This is a genomic window from Alteromonas sp. KC3, assembly GCF_016756315.1.
In the GTDB taxonomy this organism is placed as follows: Bacteria; Pseudomonadota; Gammaproteobacteria; order Enterobacterales; family Alteromonadaceae; genus Alteromonas.
In genome coordinates, this window is sequence record NZ_AP024235.1 from 2,692,264 (window position 1) to 2,713,311 (window position 21,048).

Consider the following 21,048-nt stretch of genomic DNA (forward strand, 5'->3'; position numbering starts at 1 on the left):
TGCAATACAAAAAGCGACTTTGAACGCACTAAAAGGCCTCTTAAAGAGGCCTTTTTAACAGAAGCTCGTGCTTCTAACTATACTTTCTTAGCCTTTCAGCTTTTTTACTACCGCATTAACGCCAATAAGTAAATCTTCACCTAACTGTCGACTGCGCTGAACAGACCAGCCGTAAACATCATCCGGTACATCAGCGTTATCTTTAAATGGCATTTCAACGGTATATGCCATACATTTGAACTTTTCACCAACCGCATTTGACGCCACGGTAAGGTTTGCCTTACCCGGCTCATCTTTGTCATAACCAAATTCATCTTGGAATTCAGGCGTAGCATTTAACAGTGCTGATTTGAAGGTGTCTTCTAGCGCTTTAATATCGTCGTTGTAACTAGGGTTCCCCTCGCTGCCCGCAACAAAGTTGTACGGCAATGCCTCATCACCGTGCAAATCTAGGTACATATCTACACCAATTTCAGACATAGCATTTAGCACATAAAGAACTTCTGGGCTTTTTTCTGCACTCGGCGTTGCCCATTCACGGTTTAGATTAGTGCCTACAGCATTAGTACGAAGGTGACCTCGCGCGCTTCCATCAGGGTTCATGTTCGGCACAATGTAAAATACAGCGTTATCAAGCAACTGTCGCGCCAAACCATCTTGCTCGTCGAGCAAGCGATAGATAATGCCCTCCGCGCACCACTCAGCCATTGTTTCACCGGGATGCTGACGCGCAGTGATCCACACCTTTTTCTTTTCAGGTGTTTCTTCTCCAATCACAAGCAATGACATGTCGCGGCCATCGAGCGTAAGACCTAAGAATCGATGTTCACATAACAGTGACATTTGCGCATCGTGCACAAGGTCTAAGTGACGCTCGTAGCTATACGGAATAAAATACGCAAAGTAGACACTAGGCTGTTCTAACGTTAGTGAGAATGAAAGATTGTCGCCGTCAAAATCACTTGGAATTCTAAACCATGTTTGACGGTCGTAAGATGCAAGAACGTTATACCCCTTCCAACCTTCAGGGTAAGCAGATTTCGCTAGATTTTCGATTGTCATTGTGTGAGTAACAAAGGTTTCACCGACTAAACGAAAATGGAACCACTGAGCAAACTCTGACTGATTGTCTTTGGGAATAGCAAGACGAATGTCTTCTGGTGATTGCGCCTTAACAACTTCAATGTTGCCGCTGTCGAATTGACTTGAGATATGCATAGACTGTCGTTTTCCTCATTATTTGTGCGCTAATTTAGCATAGACACCAATACAAATACCACGCGGACAAGAGGGTTTTATCACACTAAAAGTAAACAAATTGTTTACACCAATAAAAAACCGACCTATTGGGTCGGTTTTTTGAACAATTTAGTGGTTTACAACCGCGTTGGGTGAACCCTTTTGCTGCTTAAAGTGGCAGTGTAGGAAAGCTTAGTCCAGCCATATCGCGCACAACGCGCAGTACCTGACAGCTATAACCAAATTCATTGTCATACCACACGTAAAGTGTAAGGCGGTTATCTGCTGCGATTGTTGCTTGAGAATCAACTACCGATGCAGCGCGAGAGCCAACCAAGTCTGTTGATACAATCTCTTTACTTGCAGTGTAGTCAATCTGGTGTTGAAGTTTTGAGAACAACGCCGTATCGCGCAAGAACTCGTTGACTGCAACGCGGTCTACTGATGTCTTAAGGTTCAAGTTAAGGATAGCCAATGACACATTAGGGGTAGGTACGCGAATGGCATTACCCGTTAGCTTTCCTGCCAACTTAGGGTACGCTTTCGCCACAGCTTTTGCCGCCCCTGTTTCAGTGATAACCATGTTTAATGGCGCACTGCGACCACGACGGTCACCTTTGTGATAATTATCGATAAGGTTTTGGTCGTTAGTGTAAGAGTGCACGGTTTCAACGTGACCGTTGTCTATACCGTACTCTTCGTCAAGCGCTTTAAGCACTGGCGTAATAGCATTGGTTGTACAGCTCGCAGCAGAAACAATGGTGTCTTCAGCTGTAACTTCCTCGTCGTTTACACCGTGAACGATGTTTTTAATGTCACCTTTGCCCGGGGCAGTCAAAATTGCTTTTGCAGCGCCTTTCGCTTTTAGGTGAAGACCTAGACCATCGCGGTCACGCCAGATACCTGTATTATCAATAATGATTGCATTATCAATTCCATATTGCGTGTAGTCTACTTCATCAGGGCTGTTAGCGTAGATCACCTGAATGTACGAGCCGTTTGCTTTAAGTGCGTTGCGCTCGTGATCAATAGTGATGCTGCCGTTGAATGGACCATGTACAGAATCGCGACGCAGTAAACTTGCACGCTTTTCAAGATCGCCATCGCGACCGCCGCGCACTACGATAGCGCGCAAACGAAGTTTATTATTTTTACCCTGGCGCTCAATTAACAAACGCGCTAATAAACGACCTATACGGCCAAAACCATATAGTACAACGTCTTGAGGCTTCTGATCGTCCTCTTTACCGGCAACGTCATTTAGTTTTTCGTTGAGGTAGGCCGTAAGGTCGTTGTTGTCAACCGCAGAACCATAATGGAAATCGAAGGCTAATTTGCCAATATCAATTTGCGCTGGCGCAAGTTGCATATTGCTTAATGCTTCTAAAATTGGGTAGCTTTCACGTAAACGTAGTTTAATACCTTCGTGCAGGCGCACTTTACGATGCGCTTTAATAACATCAATGGCACTAGCGTTAAGTAGCGAGCGGCCATAAACTGAAATTTCTACTGCCTTATTTCGGTATAACTTACCAATAAGGGGCAACATCATTTCCGCGTATTCCTGACGCTCTTGCCAGCTGCTTTGTAATTCCTGCTCAAACTGTTGATTCATGCTTCTGCCTTCATCGATAAAAAATTGCGTTAGTTGCACGTCAGCTTTTTATTATTTTTAGGGTACACTAGGTGAGGTTTCGTCTGACGGTGACGAGCAGTATCTTAAATAAACACACAAGGATGACCAAATTGTTGATAAGTTTCATAATGCCCATAAAAAGCGCGTTGAACGCTGCATTATTTAGTAAGTTTCCAACAAACTGGCGCAATAAAATAAGAACGGTGTTGGCAGGTATTTTAACAGTGCCCCTTTTAGCGGGGTGCGGTGATTTATTTGAACCGACAATCAGCGAGATTTGCGAAACGCACAGTGAGCTATGCTTAGACTTAAGCTTAGATGCACGGTGCCGTTTTGAGCGTGCCGATATCATTCGCCTTCGCTATTACAATCAAGACAATAAAGACGATGCCTATAAGTATCCTCTGTTATTGCATTTTGAAGAGTATTTAGAATGTGTCGAAGAGGTACAGCATATAGAACATGTTAAACGCAAAGGTAAAGAAGCCACACGCTTAAAAGGCGTTATTACCGCACGCAACGAAATAAAACGGTTAAGCAGAGAGACTAAAACCTCCCTTGACCCTTACCTTTCTTATTACCACTGGACACGATATAACGACCAAGATGCGTTTCATCGCTTTGAGCGCTTTGCCGCGAGTGACCGCGTGACCGACCCCGAACTATTAGTTTCTCTTGCCTCTGTGCAAATTAAAACTGATCAACAGCGTGCCTTAACAACCCTGTATCGAGCGCTAGGTCTATACACTGACAGCGACAATATTGATATCGGCATTTACCATTCACTAGCAAGCATTGGCATGGATAGCGAAAACTATCGATTGGCTTACGTATGGTATGGCGTTGCAGAAGAGTTTGATGATGCATTACCGAGTATTCAGCGCGAACAACTAGGCAAAACTTATGATCTCCCTGTTGATATTCTGAACAACATTATTGATGACATCACAAGCGCGTTAAACAGCAACACGTTCAATGCCGAAAAACTTAAGCTAAATAAACTCTAATTTCTGAAAGTAACTTTCACAAAAATTCATTACCAAAAACAAAAAAACCGCCTTTTATAGGCGGTTTTTTATATCATTTTGAAAGTGGCTACGAAAAGCGCTCACTTTTTAACCAGATGTTTACCTTATTTCTGTTCAGGCTGTGTGGCGCTAGCCTTTTACTACGGTGTTATTTTCACCCTTAAAGGTCATTGAGACTGAATTCACACAGTAACGTTGCCCCGTTGGCTCAGGACCGTCCGGAAAAACGTGACCTAAATGCGAACCGCATTGCTTACAGAAAATTTCTACTCGTCGCATGCCATGAGATAAGTCCTCTCGATAATCAACATTTCCATCTTCTAACTGTTTGTAAAAAGATGGCCAACCACAACCAGCATCAAACTTGGTATCCGACGGAAACAATGGTGCCTCGCAACACTTACACACATATAGGCCATTTCGCGTTTCATCAAGCAGCGCGCCCGTAAATGGTCGCTCTGTGCCCGCCTCTCTGCATACACGGTATTCTTCTTCACTGAGCGTGTCACGCCATTGGGTATTCGTTTTTGACATACATTACCTCTTACAATGAAAAAAGGTGTACTTGCTGCCAAATACACCTTTTAATGGTCTTGTTACGCCTAAAATTCATTATCTAAGCGCGTCACTTGTTTCAAGCTCGAGTACTATTTTTTAATAGCAGTTTGTGGACGTGAAGGATCACTCCATTCGATGTGATACTTCTTACCAGCTGGCTTGTCTATACGTTGATAAGTATGCGCGCCGAAATAATCACGCTGCCCTTGCAGCAAATTAGCGGGTAACACAGCAGTACGATATGAATCGTAGTAGCTCAACGCCGACATCATCGATGGGCACGGCACTCCAGCTAGCGTTGCTTGTGCTATTGATTCACGCCAGTCTGCTTGGTATTGAGTGATTTGCTCTGCAAAATACGGATCCATAAGCAGGTTGGCCAAGTCTTCATTGTTTTCGTACGCTTTAGAGATCGACTGAAGAAATACGGCGCGAATAATACAACCAGCGCGCCAAATTTTTGCGATTTCACCAAACTCCAACGTCCAGCCGTGCTCTTTGCCTGCCATTGCCATAAGCTGGAAACCTTGAGCATAGGCACAAATTTTAGAGCAGTATAACGCTTGTTCAAGCTTGTTAATGATAGACATTTTCTGTTCATCATTGAACACTGGGGCATCAGGACCAGCTAGTACTTTGCTTGCCGCTATGCGCTCCTCTTTTAAACTTGAGATGCTACGAGCAAATACAGCAGAGGTAATGGTTTGCGCAGGGCTACCAACTTGAAGCGCACTCACTGCGGTCCACAGCCCTGTGCCTTTCTGCCCGGCTCTATCGAGAATAACATCAACAAGGGGCTGCTTGGTTTCTGGATCAAGTTGCTCAAGAACTTCGGCGCTAATTTCCATTAGGTAGCTATTTAGTTTGCCTTCATTCCAACGACGGAAAACTTCAGCTATTTCAGCAGGCGCCATGTGTAATGCTTGGCGCATTACGTGGTACGTTTCACAAATAAGCTGCATGTCAGCATATTCAATGCCGTTGTGTACCATTTTCACATAGTGTCCCGCACCAACAGGCCCTATGTATGTTGCACATGCCTCGCCTTCTAACACCGGCTTTCCTGGTGTGTGACTTTCTAAAGGTTTGCCTGTTTCAGGATCAACTTTAGCGGCAATTGACTTTAAAACGGGTTCAATGCGTGTCCAGGCATACGGGTTGCCCGACGGCATTAATGAAGGACCGAAACGTGCACCTACTTCGCCACCCGAAACAGCGGTAGAGAAGAAAATAAACTTACCCTTATATTGCTCTTCACGTGCAACAGAGTCTGTCCATAAGCTGTTGCCGGTATCTACGACAATGTCATCAGCGTGAATGCCCGCATCAATTAGGTGGTTGCAAACATGATCTACCGGGTCGCCCGCTGGCACAGAAATAATGATAAGATGAGGGGCTTTTAATTTGCTCAAAAGCTCGGTGTAAGAACTGCAGCCTTCAACGCGAGGCTCAGTGTCCTCACCTCTTTCACTTGCGTCTTTTGCTAGAATGGATTCAACTTTGTTTTGATCTAAATCGAAACACGCTACGCGGTATCCGTGATCAACGAGGTTCATGGTTAGGTTGCTACCCATCACCCCCAAACCGATAAAACCAATGTCGCACGCATTATCATCGTGCGAATTACCACCTTTATTTTGCATAGGAACACCCTCACATTTCAGATGGGAGCGCATGATACCACCTGAACTAATAAAGAACAGCCAAACATCAACAATTTAGTACGGTATGCCGTATTTGTCGCCAATGGTAAATGTATTCGCCACGTTTTTTACTATTTTTAGGTATGTCATACCTAAAACGGTGCGTAATTAAGCTTGGTGCTATGCGTCAAAGCTGGCGAAACTGAACAATGTCAACGACGAACTCGCCTGAAGAAATACTTTCTGGATACAAATTGAAGGCTGCTCTTCAAGTGACGCATAACGCGTATCTAAATGCATCGTCCATCCACCTCGTGGTAAAACAGACGGTAAGTGAAAGCGTACATCATTTTCGCTCGCATTGACGCATAAAAACCAATGCTCTGGCTTTTGTGTTCCCGAAGCACACCCTTTAATCTCTACACCAAACGCTTTATTGTGCAAAGCATTCCAGTCTTCTGACGCTTTATCGGAGCCGTCTGGTTTATACCAATTTATTTCCTTAACGTTTCGCGACAAATGATAAGTATCATCGTGTAACTTGAGCTCGCTTAATAAAGACGACGATTGCCGCAATCGAATGACATACTGGCAAAAACGCAAGAAATCCTGCTTTCGCTTATTAAGCTCCCAGTTAAACCAACTAATGGGATTATCTTGACAATAAGCATTGTTGTTACCTTTTTGCGTACGACTTAGTTCATCCCCACCAAGAACGTGCGGCGTACCTTGAGAGAAAATCAGTGTGGCAAACAAATTGCGTTTTTGTCTCTCGCGCATGGCAATAATGTCTGGGTTTGATGTTTCCCCTTCAACACCATAATTGGCTGACAGGTTGTGCCCGTGCCCATCGCGATTTTCTTCCAAATTGTCCAGGTTATGACGCTCTGCGTAGGTCACCATGTCGTGAAGTGTAAAACCATCGTGGTACGAGATATTATTTACTGACGTGCTGATATGGCGATGACCTTTATGAAAGATATCCCGCGACCCCATCAACCTTGTCGCAAAGTCAGCTGTTACGCCGTCGTCACCACGCCAAAACGCTCTCACGGTGTCGCGATATTTATCATTCACCTCAAGCCATGGAGAAGGGAAATTGCCAACCTGGTATCCACCTGGTCCAATATCCCAAGGCTCAGCCAACAACACTTTATTTTTCAGCACAGGGTCACTGCTAATAGCACGCAATAGTCCGGATTTTTTATTGTATTGCTGAGGTTCACGCCCTAGGCTTACAGCAAGGTCAAAGCGAAAACCGTCTACGCCTATAACCGATACCCAATGGCGCATTGCATCTAAAATCAGTCCCATCATAAAAGGTTGTGCGGTGTTAATTGTATTGCCACAGCCTGAATGATTCGAATAAACCAACTCACCCGTTTTAGTTTGCTCTAGGAGATAAGCTTGATAAGGGCAAAAGCCTTTGTATGACAGTATCGGCCCTCCCTTCCCTGCTTCAGCGGTGTGATTAAACACAACGTCCACAATAACCTCTAGCCCAGCGCGGTGATATGCTGCCACCATCTCTTGCAATTCAGCTAATGCGTCGCTGACGCCATAGCGCGGCTCTGGAGCAAAGAAGTTTACTGGGTTATATCCCCAGTAGTTGGTTAATCCTTTCTCGGTAATAAAGGGCTCAGGCATGAACGAACAAAGTGGCATGAACTGCACTGTTGTTATACCTAATGCCTTCAAGTGCTTAATAACACTGGGATGAGCAGCGCCTAGAAACTTGCCTTGGTGCGCTTTTGGTACGTCCGGGTGTAGCTTTGTAAGTCCTTTGACATGCGCTTCATAAACAATACGCTTGTGCTTGGGTACCTTAGGTGAGGTTATGACTGGCTTGGCATAGTTTTCATCATCAATAACGATACACTTAGGTATCATAAATTGAGAATCATGCTTGTATTGTCTGGCATCCCACTTTATCGGGCGACTAAGCTTTTTAGCATAAGGATCGATGAGCAGTTTATGCGTGTTTGCAGCATGAAGACCGCCCTCGCCACGCTCTACGCGATACCCATAATATTGCCCTGCTTTTACACCGCTAAAATAGCCGTGCCAGATGTCACCGGTTTTCTCAGGCAGTACATGCTCAACGGTCGCTTCTTCAGTATCTTTGTTAAAAAAGCACAGTATAACGGCCTTCGCATCGGGCGCATAAACTGCAAAATTGCATCCATCAGGTGTCGGCGTTGCTCCAAGAGGAAACGCCTCACCCACACTATGTTCTGCAGCAAGCAAATTTTTGCGATGTTCGTTCACTTGTCTCTCTTAAACTATGTGATTGTGTGAAATTTATTGAGCGTCTGTGACATAAAACACAGTAGAAAGCGGCGGCAAATTAATCTCTACTGAATGCTGTCTTTCGTTCCACGGTGTTGGTGTCGATGTTACGTGTTCCACAACCGCGTAGCCGCTCCCCCAATAAGCACTATCATCAGTATTAAGTGCTAACGTCAAACGGCAAGCATCATCCACGCCAATTCTAAAATTGTTGCGTGGCACCGGCGTGAAATTCGATACTACGTATACCTTTTGACGGCCGTTTTTCGCAGAGCGGACAAAAGAGACTACGCTCTGCTCTGCATTATTGTGATCAATCCACGCAAACCCTGCAGGATTATGGTCCTGTTCATATAGCGCTGGAGTATTTTTGTAGAGATGATTTAGCGCTCTGTAAAGTGCTTGTATTCCCGCGTGCTTATCAAAGTCAAGTAAGTGCCAATCTAAACTCGCATCATGATTCCATTCGCGTGATTGTCCAAGCTCATTGCCCATGAAATTGAGTTTTTTACCTGGATGACCGAACATGAAGCCTGCGTAGCAGCGAAGGTTTGCGGCTTGTTGCCACTCGTCACCAGGCATTTTACGCAACATACTCCCCTTTCCATGAACGACTTCATCGTGAGAAATGGGCAGCACAAAATTTTCGTCAAAGGCATACACCATGCTGAACGTAATGTCGCCATGATGATAGTTGCGATAAGCAGGGTCTTTGGCGATATAGTGAAGGGAGTCGTGCATCCACCCCATATTCCATTTGAAACCGAACCCTAACCCACCGTCGAATACAGGACGGGATACTTTAGGAAAAGAAGTGGACTCTTCCGCAATGGTCATTGCATCAGGGAAATGCTTGTACACTTCTTCATTCATCCACTTAAGTAAACTAATCGCTTCGTAGTTTTCGTTGCCGCCATCTACATTCGGGATCCACTCGCCGTCATTACGTGAATAATCCAGATATAGCATTGAAGCGACTGCGTCGACACGCAAACCATCTACGTGGAATTTATCCAACCAATACAGCGCATTAGCGACTAAAAATTGACGGACGGTGTCTTTTCCAAAGTCGTAAATACACGAGTTCCAATCGGGATGCCATCCCTTGCGAGGATCTTCATACTCATAAACACACGAACCATCAAAGCGAGCAAGACCGTGACCATCTTCTGGAAAATGCGCAGGCACCCAATCTATGATAACGCCGATACCGGCTTGGTGACATCGGTCAACAAAGTACTTAAATTCGTCTGGATTACCGAAGCGACTTGTAGGTGCAAACATACCCACGGGTTGGTAGCCCCAAGAACCGTCAAAAGGGAACTCAGAAATAGGGAGTAATTCTAAATGGGTATATCCCATATCACTGACATAACCAATGAGATCGTCAGCGAGTTCGCGATAAGAGAGATAGCGCGCGTCACTGTCATCACCAGGACGCTTCCACGACCCCAAATGCACTTCATAAACACTCATTGGCGTTTCGTACTTATTAACGCTACGCTTTGACATCCAAGTGCTGTCACCCCACTCATAATTGTTGTGGTTGTACACTTTTGACGCGTGTGAGGGATACTGCTCAGCGCTAAACCCTAACGGGTCAGCTTTGTGCGGTAGGTCATGGCCCCTCGCATCCTTAATTTGGTATTTATACCGCTCACCTTCAGCTAGCTCTGGAACACATAAAACCCAGTAACCCATTGAGGTTTTTTCCATTGGGTGTAAGCGCCCGTCCCAGCCATTAAAGTCACCAATAACAGATACCGATGAGGCATTTGGCGCAAACACACAAAATCTGACACCGGCTACCGTGGTGCCCTGTTCGTCACCAAGCGAGATTAGCTGTGCACCAGCTTGTTGATACAAGTTTGCGGGACTAGCATCGATATAATGAACAGCATGAAAGGCATTGTCAGTAAATTGATAAGGATCGACATAATCGAATTGCGCGTTGTCACTGTCGACAAAAACGCGATACAGGGTCTTCGCTTGTAGCTGTGAAATACGCCCTTCGTAAAGACCACCACCGTTAGATTGCAGAGTAACGTCTGCTAGCGCTGCACTTTCCCACTTGACTGTCACCGACTTTGCGTCTGGACGATAAACGCGAAGTAAGTACTCTCCTTTGTCTTCTAAAACACCTAGTTGAGAAAACGGCTGTGAACATAATGCCTGTTCTAACTGCTGCGCTAATTGCATTCGCTACTCCTATTAAAAACCCGCACTAAAGCGGGTTTGTTTTAGTAAAGTGTCAATAGTGACGCTTTATCTTACTCGATTAAGAAGTCTTTCGTCACTCCTTAATTTTTACCGGCCTTAAGACGCGCTACTTGTTGCCGCTCGCCTGCTTTCTAGCGTGTGTAAGCTTAGATGCCAAATCGTTAATGTCATCTCTGTTGAACATCGATTCGATGTTTTCAGTAAGCTTTCTGCGCCAGTTAGGATACTCATCGAACGTACCTGGAATATTTACAGGCTTATCCATCTCAAGCCAATCTTCAAGTTGTAAACTCAACAGCGCACTTGAACCTCCCGCCATGTGAACTTGCATTCCGTTATTAAGCTCTCGGTTCATGCCGGTGTAATTCACATCGCGACCTACATGTTCTGCTACAGAACCGTGTCCATGAAGCGTGTCAAGAATGGCTTGTTTGTTTTCATGTCGATCTGCGTAAAGTGTCTGCAAAATTTCTTCTGTTGGATAAAGCCCAATTTCTTTGCCTAACTCTAAGTCTAGGCAATGCCAATACCCAATTAATGTCGGCATGTCATGCGTGGTCAATGTAGACATTGATTGTACTGGGTAATGACTTGGCGAGAAGAAACCGCCATCTTCCGCTTGTTCGAAAAAGAATACACGGTAAGAGTAAACACCGTTTTCAGCCAGCTTACTACGAATCTCTTCTGGTACTGTTCCGAGGTCTTCTCCAATGACTAAACTTTCATTGCGCACGCTTTCAAGCGCCAAAATTCCCAGAAGATCGTCTACCGGATAATAAACATAGCCACCGTCTTTAGCGTTGTCGCCCTTCACAACCCACCACAAGCGCAAAAGTGCCATTACGTGATCGATACGAAGTGATCCGGACGATGCCATATTTGAAGCAAAGAGGTCGATAATGGGTTGATAGCCTTGCTCGTAAAGCTTGCGAGGGTCCATCGGAGGTAGGCCCCAATTTTGACCTAGAGGGCCAAGAATATCAGGCGGTGCACCAACACTTGCATCTGTACAATACAAATCTTTATTGCCCCAAATTTCAGCGCTGCCTTCGCTTACCCCTACCGCAAGGTCGCGGTACAGACCAATGGTCATGCCAGCTTCAGAAGCCTTGTTGCTAGCAGCCTCGAGCTGCTGTGCAGCAATCCATTGCAAGAACAAATAAAATTTAACGTCTTGCTCGTTGGCCTTCTTGAATTTAGCAACCGCTGGGTTGTGGTAGTCTTTGTATTCTTTTGGAAATACTGGCCAACCCCAACTTTCTTTGCCTTCTGCTTTTAGGTGAGACTGCAGCGCGTCGTACACTGCCAACATGTCTAGGCTCTCGCCACCTGCTTCAACAAACGCTTTAAACGCTTTGTTTTGCTTTGTGTTTTTGCGTAGATATTTGGCATCATAAACATCGAATACTGCTTTAAGTGCAGCAAGTTTTAATTGAGCAACGGCTTCGTAGTCAACATGCTCAACATTTCGAGCATGGGCAAGCGTTGCGTTAAAGTCATCGCCTGTCACGACATCCTGCACCGATTTATCGTCATAACCTTCAACTGCGGTTACATCGATATACAAATAGTTTAACCAGCGGCGTGAACTTGGACCATAAGGTGAGCAGGCATTTGGGTTAGCAGGATACAATGCATGGATGGGATTAAGGCCAATAAAGTCTGCACCAACGCTTGCTGCTTTTTCGATAAGCAATGCTAAGTCAGAAAAATCACCAATACCCCAATTTTTCTCACTACGCACACAATAAAGCTGAACGCTAAGGCCCCAAATTTTTTTGCCGTCTTTAATTTCTTGTGGGGTGTAACACGCCTGTGGTGCACGAATTATGCGTGATGTCCCTAACTGGTCATCATCAGCCATCAACACAACATCGTGGTAACCGAGTGGTAAATCCAAAGGCAGGGTTACAACGTATTCATGAAACTCTACGTCGTCTATGTGTGCCATTGTCGTCATTTCTTGGTCAACCGGCGTAAAACGATGTTCAAGTACATCACCGTTTTCACAAGTCACAACAAGCACATGTTCGTCATTAACTAATTCAATTGGAAGTCGAACTGCAAGGTTAATGTCTTCGTGAGCACGAACGACTTGAACAGGATTAAGCACAGAAAGCCAGACTGATTGAATGTCTTTGGCAATTTGAGACTGAATTTGTTCGTCACTTGAGGTGTCATAACCTAATACGTTAAGCAACTTAGCTTTGCTTGATTCTGCGATGGTTGCAGGTTTACCCCATGCGTCAACATATTGGGTTTCGATTCCCCGCATTTCAACCAGTTGCTGCAGAAGTTGTTGTGTCATTGTGTGTCATTCCTGTTATTCGGTGAAAAACGCATCAAAGAGAAAGCATAGTGCGTCTACAAACAATTTTTTAACATTATTCTAGAAACAAGGCTTTGGCGAAATCTGAATACGATTGCAAAAGCCATTGTTCGTAATTTTGCAACACTTTAGCTTTTTATTTTGCTAATTATGGCATTTTGATCCATACTTTACGTAATTTATTTTCATTTTATTTAAATAATCGGGGTACGTTATGACAATTCGCATCGGTATCAATGGTTTTGGCCGTATTGGACGTTTAGTAATGCGCGCAGCAGCAGAGCGTCAGGACATTGAAGTTGTAGCTATTAACGACTTACTAGACACGGACTACATTGCTTATCTATTGAAGTACGACTCGACACACGGATTATTCGACGGTGATGTAACCGTAGACAACAATAACCTTGTTGTAAATGGCAAGACTATCCGCATTACGTCTGAAAGAGACCCAGCAGCACTAAAATGGGACGAAGTGAACGTAGATGTAGTTGTTGAATCTACAGGTTTGTTCCTTACCAAAGAAACGGCTGCTAAGCATATTGAAGCAGGTGCCAAGAAAGTTGTTATGTCAGCACCTTCTAAAGACGACACCCCAATGTTTGTTATGGGTGTTAACCAAGATAGCTACGCTGGCGAAACAATTGTTTCTAATGCGTCGTGCACAACGAACTGTCTTGCACCACTGGCAAAAGTATTGAATGACAAATTTGGTATTGTTGATGGCCTAATGACAACAGTGCACGCTACAACAGCAACGCAAAAAACCGTTGATGGTCCATCAATGAAAGATTGGCGCGGCGGTCGCGGTGCAGGTCAAAACATCATTCCTTCTTCAACAGGTGCAGCGAAAGCTGTTGGCAAAGTAATTCCAGCGCTTAATGGTAAATTAACGGGTATGGCATTCCGCGTACCTACGCCTAATGTTTCAGTGGTAGACCTAACGGTTAACCTTGCAACACCGACAAGCTACGAAGATATCTGTGCGGCGATGAAGGCAGCGTCTGAAGGCGAACTAAAGGGCATTATGGGTTACACCGAAGATGCGGTAGTTTCTAATGACTTTATTGGTGACGCTCGCACATCGGTATTCGACGCAACAGCTGGTATCGCGCTAACTGATACTTTTGTTAAATTAGTATCGTGGTACGACAACGAATGGGGTTATTCAAACAAGGTATTAGACCTAGTTGCCCATATTTCTAAATAAAAAGTATCATTTAGAACAAATATTTAATTAACTTGTTGTAAAGTTGAGTTAATCTAAAAGGTGTAAGCAATAAGCTTGCACCTTTTTTGTTTTCCGAGCGCTAAATACTTATTAGTTTTCTATAATATAAAGTAACGCTAGCGCCTTTTGTTTCCGTGACAATCACTTGTGCTCTGTCACTTCGTTTTTAAAAACGTTTGTCCAAGGAGGGTTTATGCCGCCCGTTAATTCAGTGAACGTTAGTGAGTCTAACGGACTGACTTTTTTAGATATTGAAAATAGTAACGCTGTAGCCCGAATTAGTTTATTTGGCGGTCATGTGCTGTCGTATGTACCTAAAAAGGACAACAAAGAACGTTTATGGGTGAGCCCTCACGCTTACTTGAATGGAGAGCGCCCGATTCGCGGCGGTATTCCTGTTTGCTGGCCATGGTTTAGCGACGACCACGGTAGAGAAAAAGGCGCCCTGCCCGCTCACGGTTTCTTGCGTACACAAGTATGGAAATTAATTGATTCTAGAGATACTGAATCAGGTACTGAAATTACACTTTCTCCAAGTTTTTCACGTGCAGAAGGCTTTGAATATGACTGTGCGGTACAACTTGTTATACAGGTTGGTGACACCCTAAGCGTCTCTTTGGAAACTCAGAACACAGGTGTAGTGCCCTTTGACTACAACTGTGCACTGCATACTTATTTCCATGTTGACCACATTCAGGACACTCAGTTAACAGGTATGCATGGAGAATTTAAAGATAAGTTGGATGATTGGGGGCTTAAACCTACGCCCTCGCCCTATCTAATTACAGGGGAAACAGATCGTATCCATGTAGAGGCGATTGAGAATGCAACGATTGAAGTGAGCAATCAAGCATTTACGTCGGTAAATTCTCAAGGCAATGACTCTGTCGTGGTATGGAATCCATGGCAAGGCGCAGCCTCTATCTCAGATATGGATCCATTTGGTTACAAGCATATGCTATGCGTAGAATCGGCGATTACAAAAGGAAAAACGCTTGCCCCTGGTGAGCGCCACGCGCTGACGCAAGTTATCGTTCCCCTCTAAGCAAATCCACTCTTTTTATAGGAATAAAAAAACCTGCCAAATGGCAGGTTTTTTTGAAAATCAGTACACCTGATATTACTTAGCAGCGCCAGCAACCGCTTCTTTTGCCAATTGCGTTATACGTGCCCAATCACCCGCTTCAATGGCATCATCTGGTGCTAACCACGAACCGCCCACACACTTAACGTTATTTAGTGCTAAGTAATCGTTGTAGTTATTTGGACCAATACCACCCGTTGGGCAGAATGTCACATCAGGGAAAGGACCGCTGATTGACTTTATGGCTTTCACACCACCTGACGCTTCTGCTGGGAAGAATTTCATATGTGTGTAGCCTGCATCTTTGCCTTTCATTAGATCAGACGTAGATGAAATACCTGGAATAAGCGGAATTTCAGCATCCATACCCGCTTTCAATAAGTCAGCTGTCATACCAGGGCTGATTGCAAACTTCGCTCCTGCTTCTACGACTGCTTTCAACTGCTGAGCATTGGTTACCGTGCCTGCTCCGATAAGTGAATCTGGCACCTCTTGTGCAATGCGTTTAATCACATCTATTGCAGCAGGCGTACGCAGTGTCACTTCCAGTACTTTAATTCCACCTTCCATTAGCGCTTTTGCCAAAGGTACAGCTTTTTCAACATCGTTGATAACCAATACAGGTACCACAGGACCGGCTGCAAAAATTTCCTCTGGTGAGTATTTCCATTTCGTTGTCATAATTTAGCTCGCTGTATTTTGGTTCAGATAAGCAGCAGCACCAAGAAGACCATGGTCAGGCTCTGCTATCAAATAGGTAGGAATGTCTTTGACGTAATGTTTCATTTGCCCTTTTGCTTCAAAACGTGCTCTAAAGTCACTGTTTTGGATAAACTCAGGGAAACGATTTGCGATACCGCCACCAATAAAGATGCCGCCCGTTGTCGCCATGTTCAACGCCAGATTACCCGCAAAACTACCCATAATGCGGCAAAATTGGGTCAATGTGGCTTCAGCTAATTTACAGCTTCCCGACAATGCCGCTTCAGTGATTTGCGCAGGCTCGGTGAACGTCACCGGCTCACCGGCATGTTTAGCGAGTGCAGTATAGATATTATGTAGGCCTCGACCAGACATAACTTCTTCAGCAGAAGCTCGACCAAACGTTGACTGTAGATGGCGCCAAACAATGATGTCGGTCTCATCAACAGGGGCAAAGTCCACATGACCGCCCTCACCGTCTAAGGTTTGCCAACCTGACGTTGTCATTGTGATATGTTCAACGCCAAGCCCTGTACCTGGGCCAAATACCGCAATATTACCGTTAGGTTTTGCGTTACCCTCACCTATTTGGACAACTTGCTCGTCACCAAGCACAGGCAATGAGTGCGCCACTGCAGTAAAATCATTGATGACATACAGTGCGTTCAACTTTAATTGAGAACGAAGCGCGTTTTGTGAAAATGCCCAACTGTGGTTGGTCATTTCTACCTGATCGCCAAGTACCGGGCACGCGATAGCAATACACCCTTCGGTAAAAGCATATTCGGGCATATCAGCAAAATACTGTGCTATTGCCAAATCGATACTGGCAAAGTCATTACACATGTATTTTTTGATATCAGCCACACCAGATTCGGTCACACGCGCTAGACGTATATTAGTCCCGCCTACATCTGCGACAAATTTCTGCCCCATTATGCTTGCTCCTGTGTGTAGAACAGTGAACATGCACCTTCTTCTGCACCCGTTAGCATCGCGCGCATTCCTGCAAACATTTCACGTCCCATACCGACATGATGCTTTGCAAGATTGGCAGGTTGCGCTTCACGTGCCGCTAATGTCGCATCATCAACATGTAGTGTTAATTCGCCAGTCACGGTGTTTAATTCTATTAAGTCGCCGTCGTGTACTTTTGCAAGCAAACCGCCTTTGTAAGCTTCTGGCGTAACATGAATTGCAGCTGGTACTTTACCCGATGCACCAGACATTCTGCCGTCTGTCACCAATGCAACTTTAAAGCCGCGATCTTGAAGTACACCAAGTGGCGGTGTTAATCGGTGTAGCTCAGGCATACCAATGGCAGAAGGCCCTTGGAAGCGAACTACTACGATACAATCTTTATCGAGCGCACCAGATTTAAATGCTTCGTCAAGTTCAAACTGGTCTTCAAATACAACTGCAGGCGCTTTGAGGGTGCAGTGAGGCGTACGAAGTGCAGATGTCTTAATTACGCCACGCCCTAAATTACCGTCAAGAACGCTCAAACCACCGTCTGGTTTAAATGGCGCTTCCACGGTTGCCAATACGTCTTTGTCTAATGATTCAGTAGGACCATCACGCCACTCAAGCTCGCCATCAATAAGCACTGGCTCTTTGGTATAGAAGTCTAAGCCTTCACCGCAAATGGTTTTCACATCGTTGTGCAGTAGACCGGCATCAAGTAGTTGTCTAATTAAGAGAGACATACCGCCTGCGGCAACGAAGTGGTTGATATCAGCAGACCCGTTGGGGTAAATGCGCGTAAGTAGTGGCACTGCGTTTGAAATGTCTGAAAAATCATCCCAGTTCACGATATAACCAGCAGCACGAGCAACGGCAATCAAGTGCATAGTGTGGTTTGTTGAACCACCTGTAGCTAACAAGCCTACGAGTCCGTTTACAATCGCTTTCGCGTCTACAATGTGGCCAATTGGCGTGTAATTATCACCCAAATCAGTTAAGCGTGTTGCTTGCACTGCAGCGGCTTTTGTTAATGCATCACGTAATGGCGTGCCTGGGTTTACAAACGACGAGCCAGGCAGGTGTAAGCCCATCATTTCTACCACTAACTGGTTAGAGTTAGCTGTACCGTAGAACGTACAGGTTCCCGCTGAGTGATAAGACTGCGACTCAGCTTCTAGCAATGCGTCGCGACCTACTTTGCCTTCCGCAAACTGCTGACGTACGCGTGCCTTTTCTTTGTTCGGCAAACCAGAAGGCATTGGGCCTGCTGGAACGAAAACTGTTGGAAGGTGGCCAAATGTCAAAGAACCAATTAGTAGCCCTGGTACGATTTTGTCACAGATACCCAACATCAACGCGCTATCAAACATGTTATGAGACAACGCAATAGCTGCGCCCTGCGCAATGTTATCGCGGCTCATCAGGCTTAAATCCATACCTGATTGACCTTGCGTTACGCCATCACACATTGCCGGAACACCACCAGCGAACTGTGCTACACTACCAACTTCTTTCACCGCTTCTTTGATAAGCGCTGGATAAGTTTCATAAGGCTGGTGAGCTGAAAGCATGTCGTTATATGCAGAAACAATCGCCACGTTGGCTTTTGTCATAGAGCGAAGATCTGCTTTTTCACTTGTACCACAGGCAGCAAAGCCGTGGGCTAAGTTACCGCATGACAATGCGCCACGGTGCGGACCTTGACGTCGTGCATGTTCAATTTTCTCTAGGTACGCCTTACGGGTTTCTTTACTACGCTCGATGATTCGTTGCGTAACTTCAGCAATTTTGGGGTTCATAATCGTCTCCTATGGCGCCCACATCAAAGTTACCGGTGCTCTATTCACAACGGCAGTGATGGGCTTTTGCGCTTCGGTGGCATTTTCAATAGCGTCTAGCAAGACATGCTTCTTCTTTTCACCTGTAAGGTGCAAAAAGATATTACGGCTATTGAGCAACGCTGGTAGCGTCAATGAAATACGTTGGTGAGGTGCTGTTGTAGGTTGAACAGCAATGCACGTTCTGCCGCTGTCCATATTTAAGCCGTCTAGCACTTGCTCTGAGCATGGAAAAAGTGACGCCGTATGGCCATCTTCACCCATTCCTAGAATTAACGCATCGAAAGGCTGAGACATTGCTTCAAGGTTTTTCTCTGCAATGCTCACACCGTCTTTTGCATCTTCTGCTTCGCTTTTTAACTCGATAAAACGAGCTGCCGCGGCTTTATTTTGAATTAAGTTCTGCTTTACTAAGCTGGTATTACTCGCCTCATGGCTTTCTTCAACCCAGCGCTCGTCAGCTAATGTAATATCAACTTTATCCCACTCTAGGTCGGTTTCGCTGAGTTGCTTGAATAACGCCAATGGAGTACGTCCACCACTGACCACAAGTGAAGCGCGACCACGGGTTTTAATGCCCGTTTTAAGGATACTTACTAAGTCTTCTGCAAACGCATTGGTCAGCGCATCAGGAGTTTCAAATGAAAGTGTTGTTAACGCCATCTTATTTCTTCTTCGCTGTTTTGCTTTCATACCAGCTACGGTTTTCACGCGCTAGCAAACCAATTGAATCTACAGGTCCCCATGTACCAGCTTGATACGGCTCTGGTGGCTCGCTTGATTGCTTCCACGCTTCAAGAATAGAGTCTACCCACGTCCACGCCTGTTCAATTTCATCGCGGCGAACGAATAGCGCTTGGTTACCCAACATGACTTCTAGTAATAGCTTTTCATAGGCATCAGGGATTCTCTCGTCTGCAAATGCCTCAGAGAAACTCAAGTTAAGCTTAGATTTTTGCAAATCCATAGAACCTGAACTCGTAAGACCCGGTACTTTGTTCATTACCGTGATTTCAACACCCTCATCAGGCTGTAAGCGGATTACTAACTTATTAGGTGGAAGGTTCTTGAAGCTGTCGCCAAATAAGTTGTGAGGCTGACGCTTAAAGTAAATAACAACCTCACTGACCTTGGTTGGCATGCGCTTACCTGTACGAAGGTAGAATGGCACACCAGCCCAACGCCAGTTGTCAATCTCAGCCTTGATAGCCACAAACGTTTCCGTTCTGCTTTGTGTATTAGCGCCCTCTTCTTCAAGGTAACCAGGCACTTCTTCACCTTTAACAAATCCCGATGTGTACTGACCGCGCACGGTACTATCGTTGATGTTGAATGAGTTAATAGGACGCAGCGCTTTAAGTACCTTCAGTTTTTCATCGCGAATGCTGTCAGCGTCAAGTGTTGTCGGCGGCTCCATTGCGACCAAGCTAAGGATTTGTAGCAAGTGGTTTTGCACCATATCGCGCATTTGACCTGCGTCATCAAAATAACCCCAGCGCCCTTCAATACCAACCGATTCAGCAACTGAAATTTGAACGTGATCGATGCAATTATGATCCCAGTTCGTCGCAAAAATTGAGTTCGCAAAACGCAATGAAACCAGGTTAAGTACTGTTTCTTTGCCAAGGTAGTGGTCAATTCGATAGATTTGTTTTTCGTCGAAGTATTCAGCAACTTGCTCATTAATAACTTTTGACGATGCCAAATCGTGTCCGATTGGCTTTTCAAGCACTACACGCACGCTTGAGTCGATAATCTTGCAGCTGTGCAAACCACGACAAATATCACCGTAAATCGCCGGTGGTGTAGCAAGGTAACACACCATGGTGCGCGTAGGGTCAACATGGTCATCAAGAACGCAATAGCTCTCTACGTCTTTCATATCAACACAAGCATAATGTAAACGCGCTTTCATGCGTGCCCATGTTTCTTCACATAAGTTCTTTTCACCAAATTTAATAAGGTTTGTGTGAACTTCTTCAACGTACTCATCTAAAGACATTTCCTGACGCGCAACACCCACAATAGTGGTGTCTGGATGCATCAGGTTTGCTTTTTCAAGCTGATATAATGAAGGCAATAACTTGCGTCGTGAAAGATCACCCAATGTACCGAAAAGTACAAAATCACAGGGATCGTAGGAATTATCCAATACCATATTCGTCGACCTTTTAAATGTATGTGTCCGCGGCGTATTGTACAGTTATTTACAACACTAACGACTATTTTTACCGTATAGTTAACACCAAATGTAGTAAAATTACAACTTGAACCAACTACAGGATCTG

General features: G+C 44.9%; 15 protein-coding genes. 3 read left to right on the forward strand and 12 right to left on the reverse strand.

Annotated features, from left to right (window positions below):
* Positions 1 to 87: 87 nt before the first annotated feature.
* Complete coding sequence (locus JN178_RS12085) at positions 88 to 1,218, reverse strand: M14 family metallopeptidase (RefSeq protein WP_202261790.1); 1,131 nt, start codon at positions 1,216 to 1,218, stop codon at positions 88 to 90.
* A gap of 190 nt (positions 1,219 to 1,408) precedes the next feature.
* Positions 1,409 to 2,854, reverse strand: coding sequence for a glyceraldehyde-3-phosphate dehydrogenase (locus tag JN178_RS12090; RefSeq protein WP_159626034.1), 1,446 nt, complete (start codon positions 2,852 to 2,854; stop codon positions 1,409 to 1,411).
* 149 nt (positions 2,855 to 3,003) lie between these two features.
* Between JN178_RS12090 and JN178_RS12095 the strand changes: the two genes are divergently transcribed.
* Complete coding sequence (locus tag JN178_RS12095; protein WP_201283894.1) at positions 3,004 to 3,882, forward strand: DUF2989 domain-containing protein; 879 nt, start codon at positions 3,004 to 3,006, stop codon at positions 3,880 to 3,882.
* A 150-nt stretch (positions 3,883 to 4,032) separates the two neighbouring features.
* Here the strand turns inward: JN178_RS12095 and msrB are convergent, their stop codons facing one another.
* From msrB to malQ, 5 genes are all read right to left on the reverse strand, one after another.
* Complete coding sequence (gene msrB / locus JN178_RS12100; RefSeq protein ID WP_159626038.1) at positions 4,033 to 4,437, reverse strand: peptide-methionine (R)-S-oxide reductase MsrB; 405 nt, start codon at positions 4,435 to 4,437, stop codon at positions 4,033 to 4,035.
* A 113-nt stretch (positions 4,438 to 4,550) separates the two neighbouring features.
* A complete protein-coding gene (gene gndA, locus JN178_RS12105) occupies positions 4,551 to 6,104 on the reverse strand; it encodes an NADP-dependent phosphogluconate dehydrogenase (protein WP_202261791.1) in 1,554 nt (517 codons plus the stop codon).
* 180 nt (positions 6,105 to 6,284) lie between these two features.
* The gene (glgX, locus tag JN178_RS12110) at positions 6,285 to 8,372 is read right to left on the reverse strand and encodes a glycogen debranching protein GlgX (RefSeq protein ID WP_232369556.1); all 2,088 of its coding nucleotides are present in this window, start codon (positions 8,370 to 8,372) and stop codon (positions 6,285 to 6,287) included.
* 33 nt (positions 8,373 to 8,405) lie between these two features.
* Positions 8,406 to 10,592, reverse strand: coding sequence for a 1,4-alpha-glucan branching protein GlgB (gene glgB / locus JN178_RS12115; RefSeq protein ID WP_202261792.1), 2,187 nt, complete (start codon positions 10,590 to 10,592; stop codon positions 8,406 to 8,408).
* 127 nt (positions 10,593 to 10,719) lie between these two features.
* Positions 10,720 to 12,921, reverse strand: coding sequence for a 4-alpha-glucanotransferase (gene malQ, locus JN178_RS12120; protein ID WP_202261793.1), 2,202 nt, complete (start codon positions 12,919 to 12,921; stop codon positions 10,720 to 10,722).
* A gap of 235 nt (positions 12,922 to 13,156) precedes the next feature.
* Between malQ and gap the strand changes: the two genes are divergently transcribed.
* Both gap and JN178_RS12130 read left to right on the forward strand, forming a co-directional pair.
* On the forward strand, positions 13,157 to 14,152 hold the full coding sequence (gap, locus tag JN178_RS12125) for a type I glyceraldehyde-3-phosphate dehydrogenase (protein WP_159626048.1): 996 nt from the start codon (positions 13,157 to 13,159) through the stop codon (positions 14,150 to 14,152).
* 214 nt (positions 14,153 to 14,366) lie between these two features.
* Complete coding sequence (locus JN178_RS12130; protein ID WP_202261794.1) at positions 14,367 to 15,218, forward strand: D-hexose-6-phosphate mutarotase; 852 nt, start codon at positions 14,367 to 14,369, stop codon at positions 15,216 to 15,218.
* A 75-nt stretch (positions 15,219 to 15,293) separates the two neighbouring features.
* Here the strand turns inward: JN178_RS12130 and JN178_RS12135 are convergent, their stop codons facing one another.
* Genes JN178_RS12135 through zwf form a run of 5 tightly spaced genes read right to left on the reverse strand, consistent with a single transcriptional unit; the run spans position 15,294 to position 20,918 of the window.
* Positions 15,294 to 15,938 carry a bifunctional 4-hydroxy-2-oxoglutarate aldolase/2-dehydro-3-deoxy-phosphogluconate aldolase gene (locus JN178_RS12135; RefSeq protein WP_159626052.1) on the reverse strand — a complete coding sequence of 215 codons (645 nt, stop codon included), beginning with the start codon at positions 15,936 to 15,938 and terminating at the stop codon, positions 15,294 to 15,296.
* A 3-nt stretch (positions 15,939 to 15,941) separates the two neighbouring features.
* On the reverse strand, positions 15,942 to 16,895 hold the full coding sequence (locus tag JN178_RS12140) for a glucokinase (protein WP_202261795.1): 954 nt from the start codon (positions 16,893 to 16,895) through the stop codon (positions 15,942 to 15,944).
* A complete protein-coding gene (edd, locus tag JN178_RS12145) occupies positions 16,895 to 18,721 on the reverse strand; it encodes a phosphogluconate dehydratase (RefSeq protein WP_159626056.1) in 1,827 nt (608 codons plus the stop codon). Before edd ends, JN178_RS12140 begins: the two co-directional genes overlap by 1 nt.
* Before the next feature lie 9 nt (positions 18,722 to 18,730).
* A complete protein-coding gene (gene pgl / locus JN178_RS12150) occupies positions 18,731 to 19,423 on the reverse strand; it encodes a 6-phosphogluconolactonase (protein WP_202261796.1) in 693 nt (230 codons plus the stop codon).
* A gap of 1 nt (position 19,424) precedes the next feature.
* Positions 19,425 to 20,918, reverse strand: coding sequence for a glucose-6-phosphate dehydrogenase (gene zwf, locus JN178_RS12155; RefSeq protein WP_202261797.1), 1,494 nt, complete (start codon positions 20,916 to 20,918; stop codon positions 19,425 to 19,427).
* Positions 20,919 to 21,048: the final 130 nt, after the last annotated feature.

What these genes read in the sequence shown, in the direction of transcription:
- JN178_RS12090 (WP_159626034.1), bottom strand. Translation starts at nt 2,854, where the DNA reads ATGAATCAACAGTTTGAGCAGGAATTACAAAGCAGCTGGCAAGAGCGT.
- gap (WP_159626048.1), top strand. Translation starts at nt 13,157, where the DNA reads ATGACAATTCGCATCGGTATCAATGGTTTTGGCCGTATTGGACGTTTA.
- msrB (WP_159626038.1), bottom strand. Translation starts at nt 4,437, where the DNA reads ATGTCAAAAACGAATACCCAATGGCGTGACACGCTCAGTGAAGAAGAA.
- JN178_RS12130 (WP_202261794.1), top strand. Translation starts at nt 14,367, where the DNA reads ATGCCGCCCGTTAATTCAGTGAACGTTAGTGAGTCTAACGGACTGACT.
- gndA (WP_202261791.1), bottom strand. Translation starts at nt 6,104, where the DNA reads ATGCAAAATAAAGGTGGTAATTCGCACGATGATAATGCGTGCGACATT.
- edd (WP_159626056.1), bottom strand. Translation starts at nt 18,721, where the DNA reads ATGAACCCCAAAATTGCTGAAGTTACGCAACGAATCATCGAGCGTAGT.
- JN178_RS12095 (WP_201283894.1), top strand. Translation starts at nt 3,004, where the DNA reads ATGCCCATAAAAAGCGCGTTGAACGCTGCATTATTTAGTAAGTTTCCA.
- pgl (WP_202261796.1), bottom strand. Translation starts at nt 19,423, where the DNA reads ATGGCGTTAACAACACTTTCATTTGAAACTCCTGATGCGCTGACCAAT.
- JN178_RS12135 (WP_159626052.1), bottom strand. Translation starts at nt 15,938, where the DNA reads ATGACAACGAAATGGAAATACTCACCAGAGGAAATTTTTGCAGCCGGT.
- zwf (WP_202261797.1), bottom strand. Translation starts at nt 20,918, where the DNA reads ATGGTATTGGATAATTCCTACGATCCCTGTGATTTTGTACTTTTCGGT.
- glgB (WP_202261792.1), bottom strand. Translation starts at nt 10,592, where the DNA reads ATGCAATTAGCGCAGCAGTTAGAACAGGCATTATGTTCACAGCCGTTT.
- JN178_RS12085 (WP_202261790.1), bottom strand. Translation starts at nt 1,218, where the DNA reads ATGCATATCTCAAGTCAATTCGACAGCGGCAACATTGAAGTTGTTAAG.
- JN178_RS12140 (WP_202261795.1), bottom strand. Translation starts at nt 16,895, where the DNA reads ATGGGGCAGAAATTTGTCGCAGATGTAGGCGGGACTAATATACGTCTA.
- malQ (WP_202261793.1), bottom strand. Translation starts at nt 12,921, where the DNA reads ATGACACAACAACTTCTGCAGCAACTGGTTGAAATGCGGGGAATCGAA.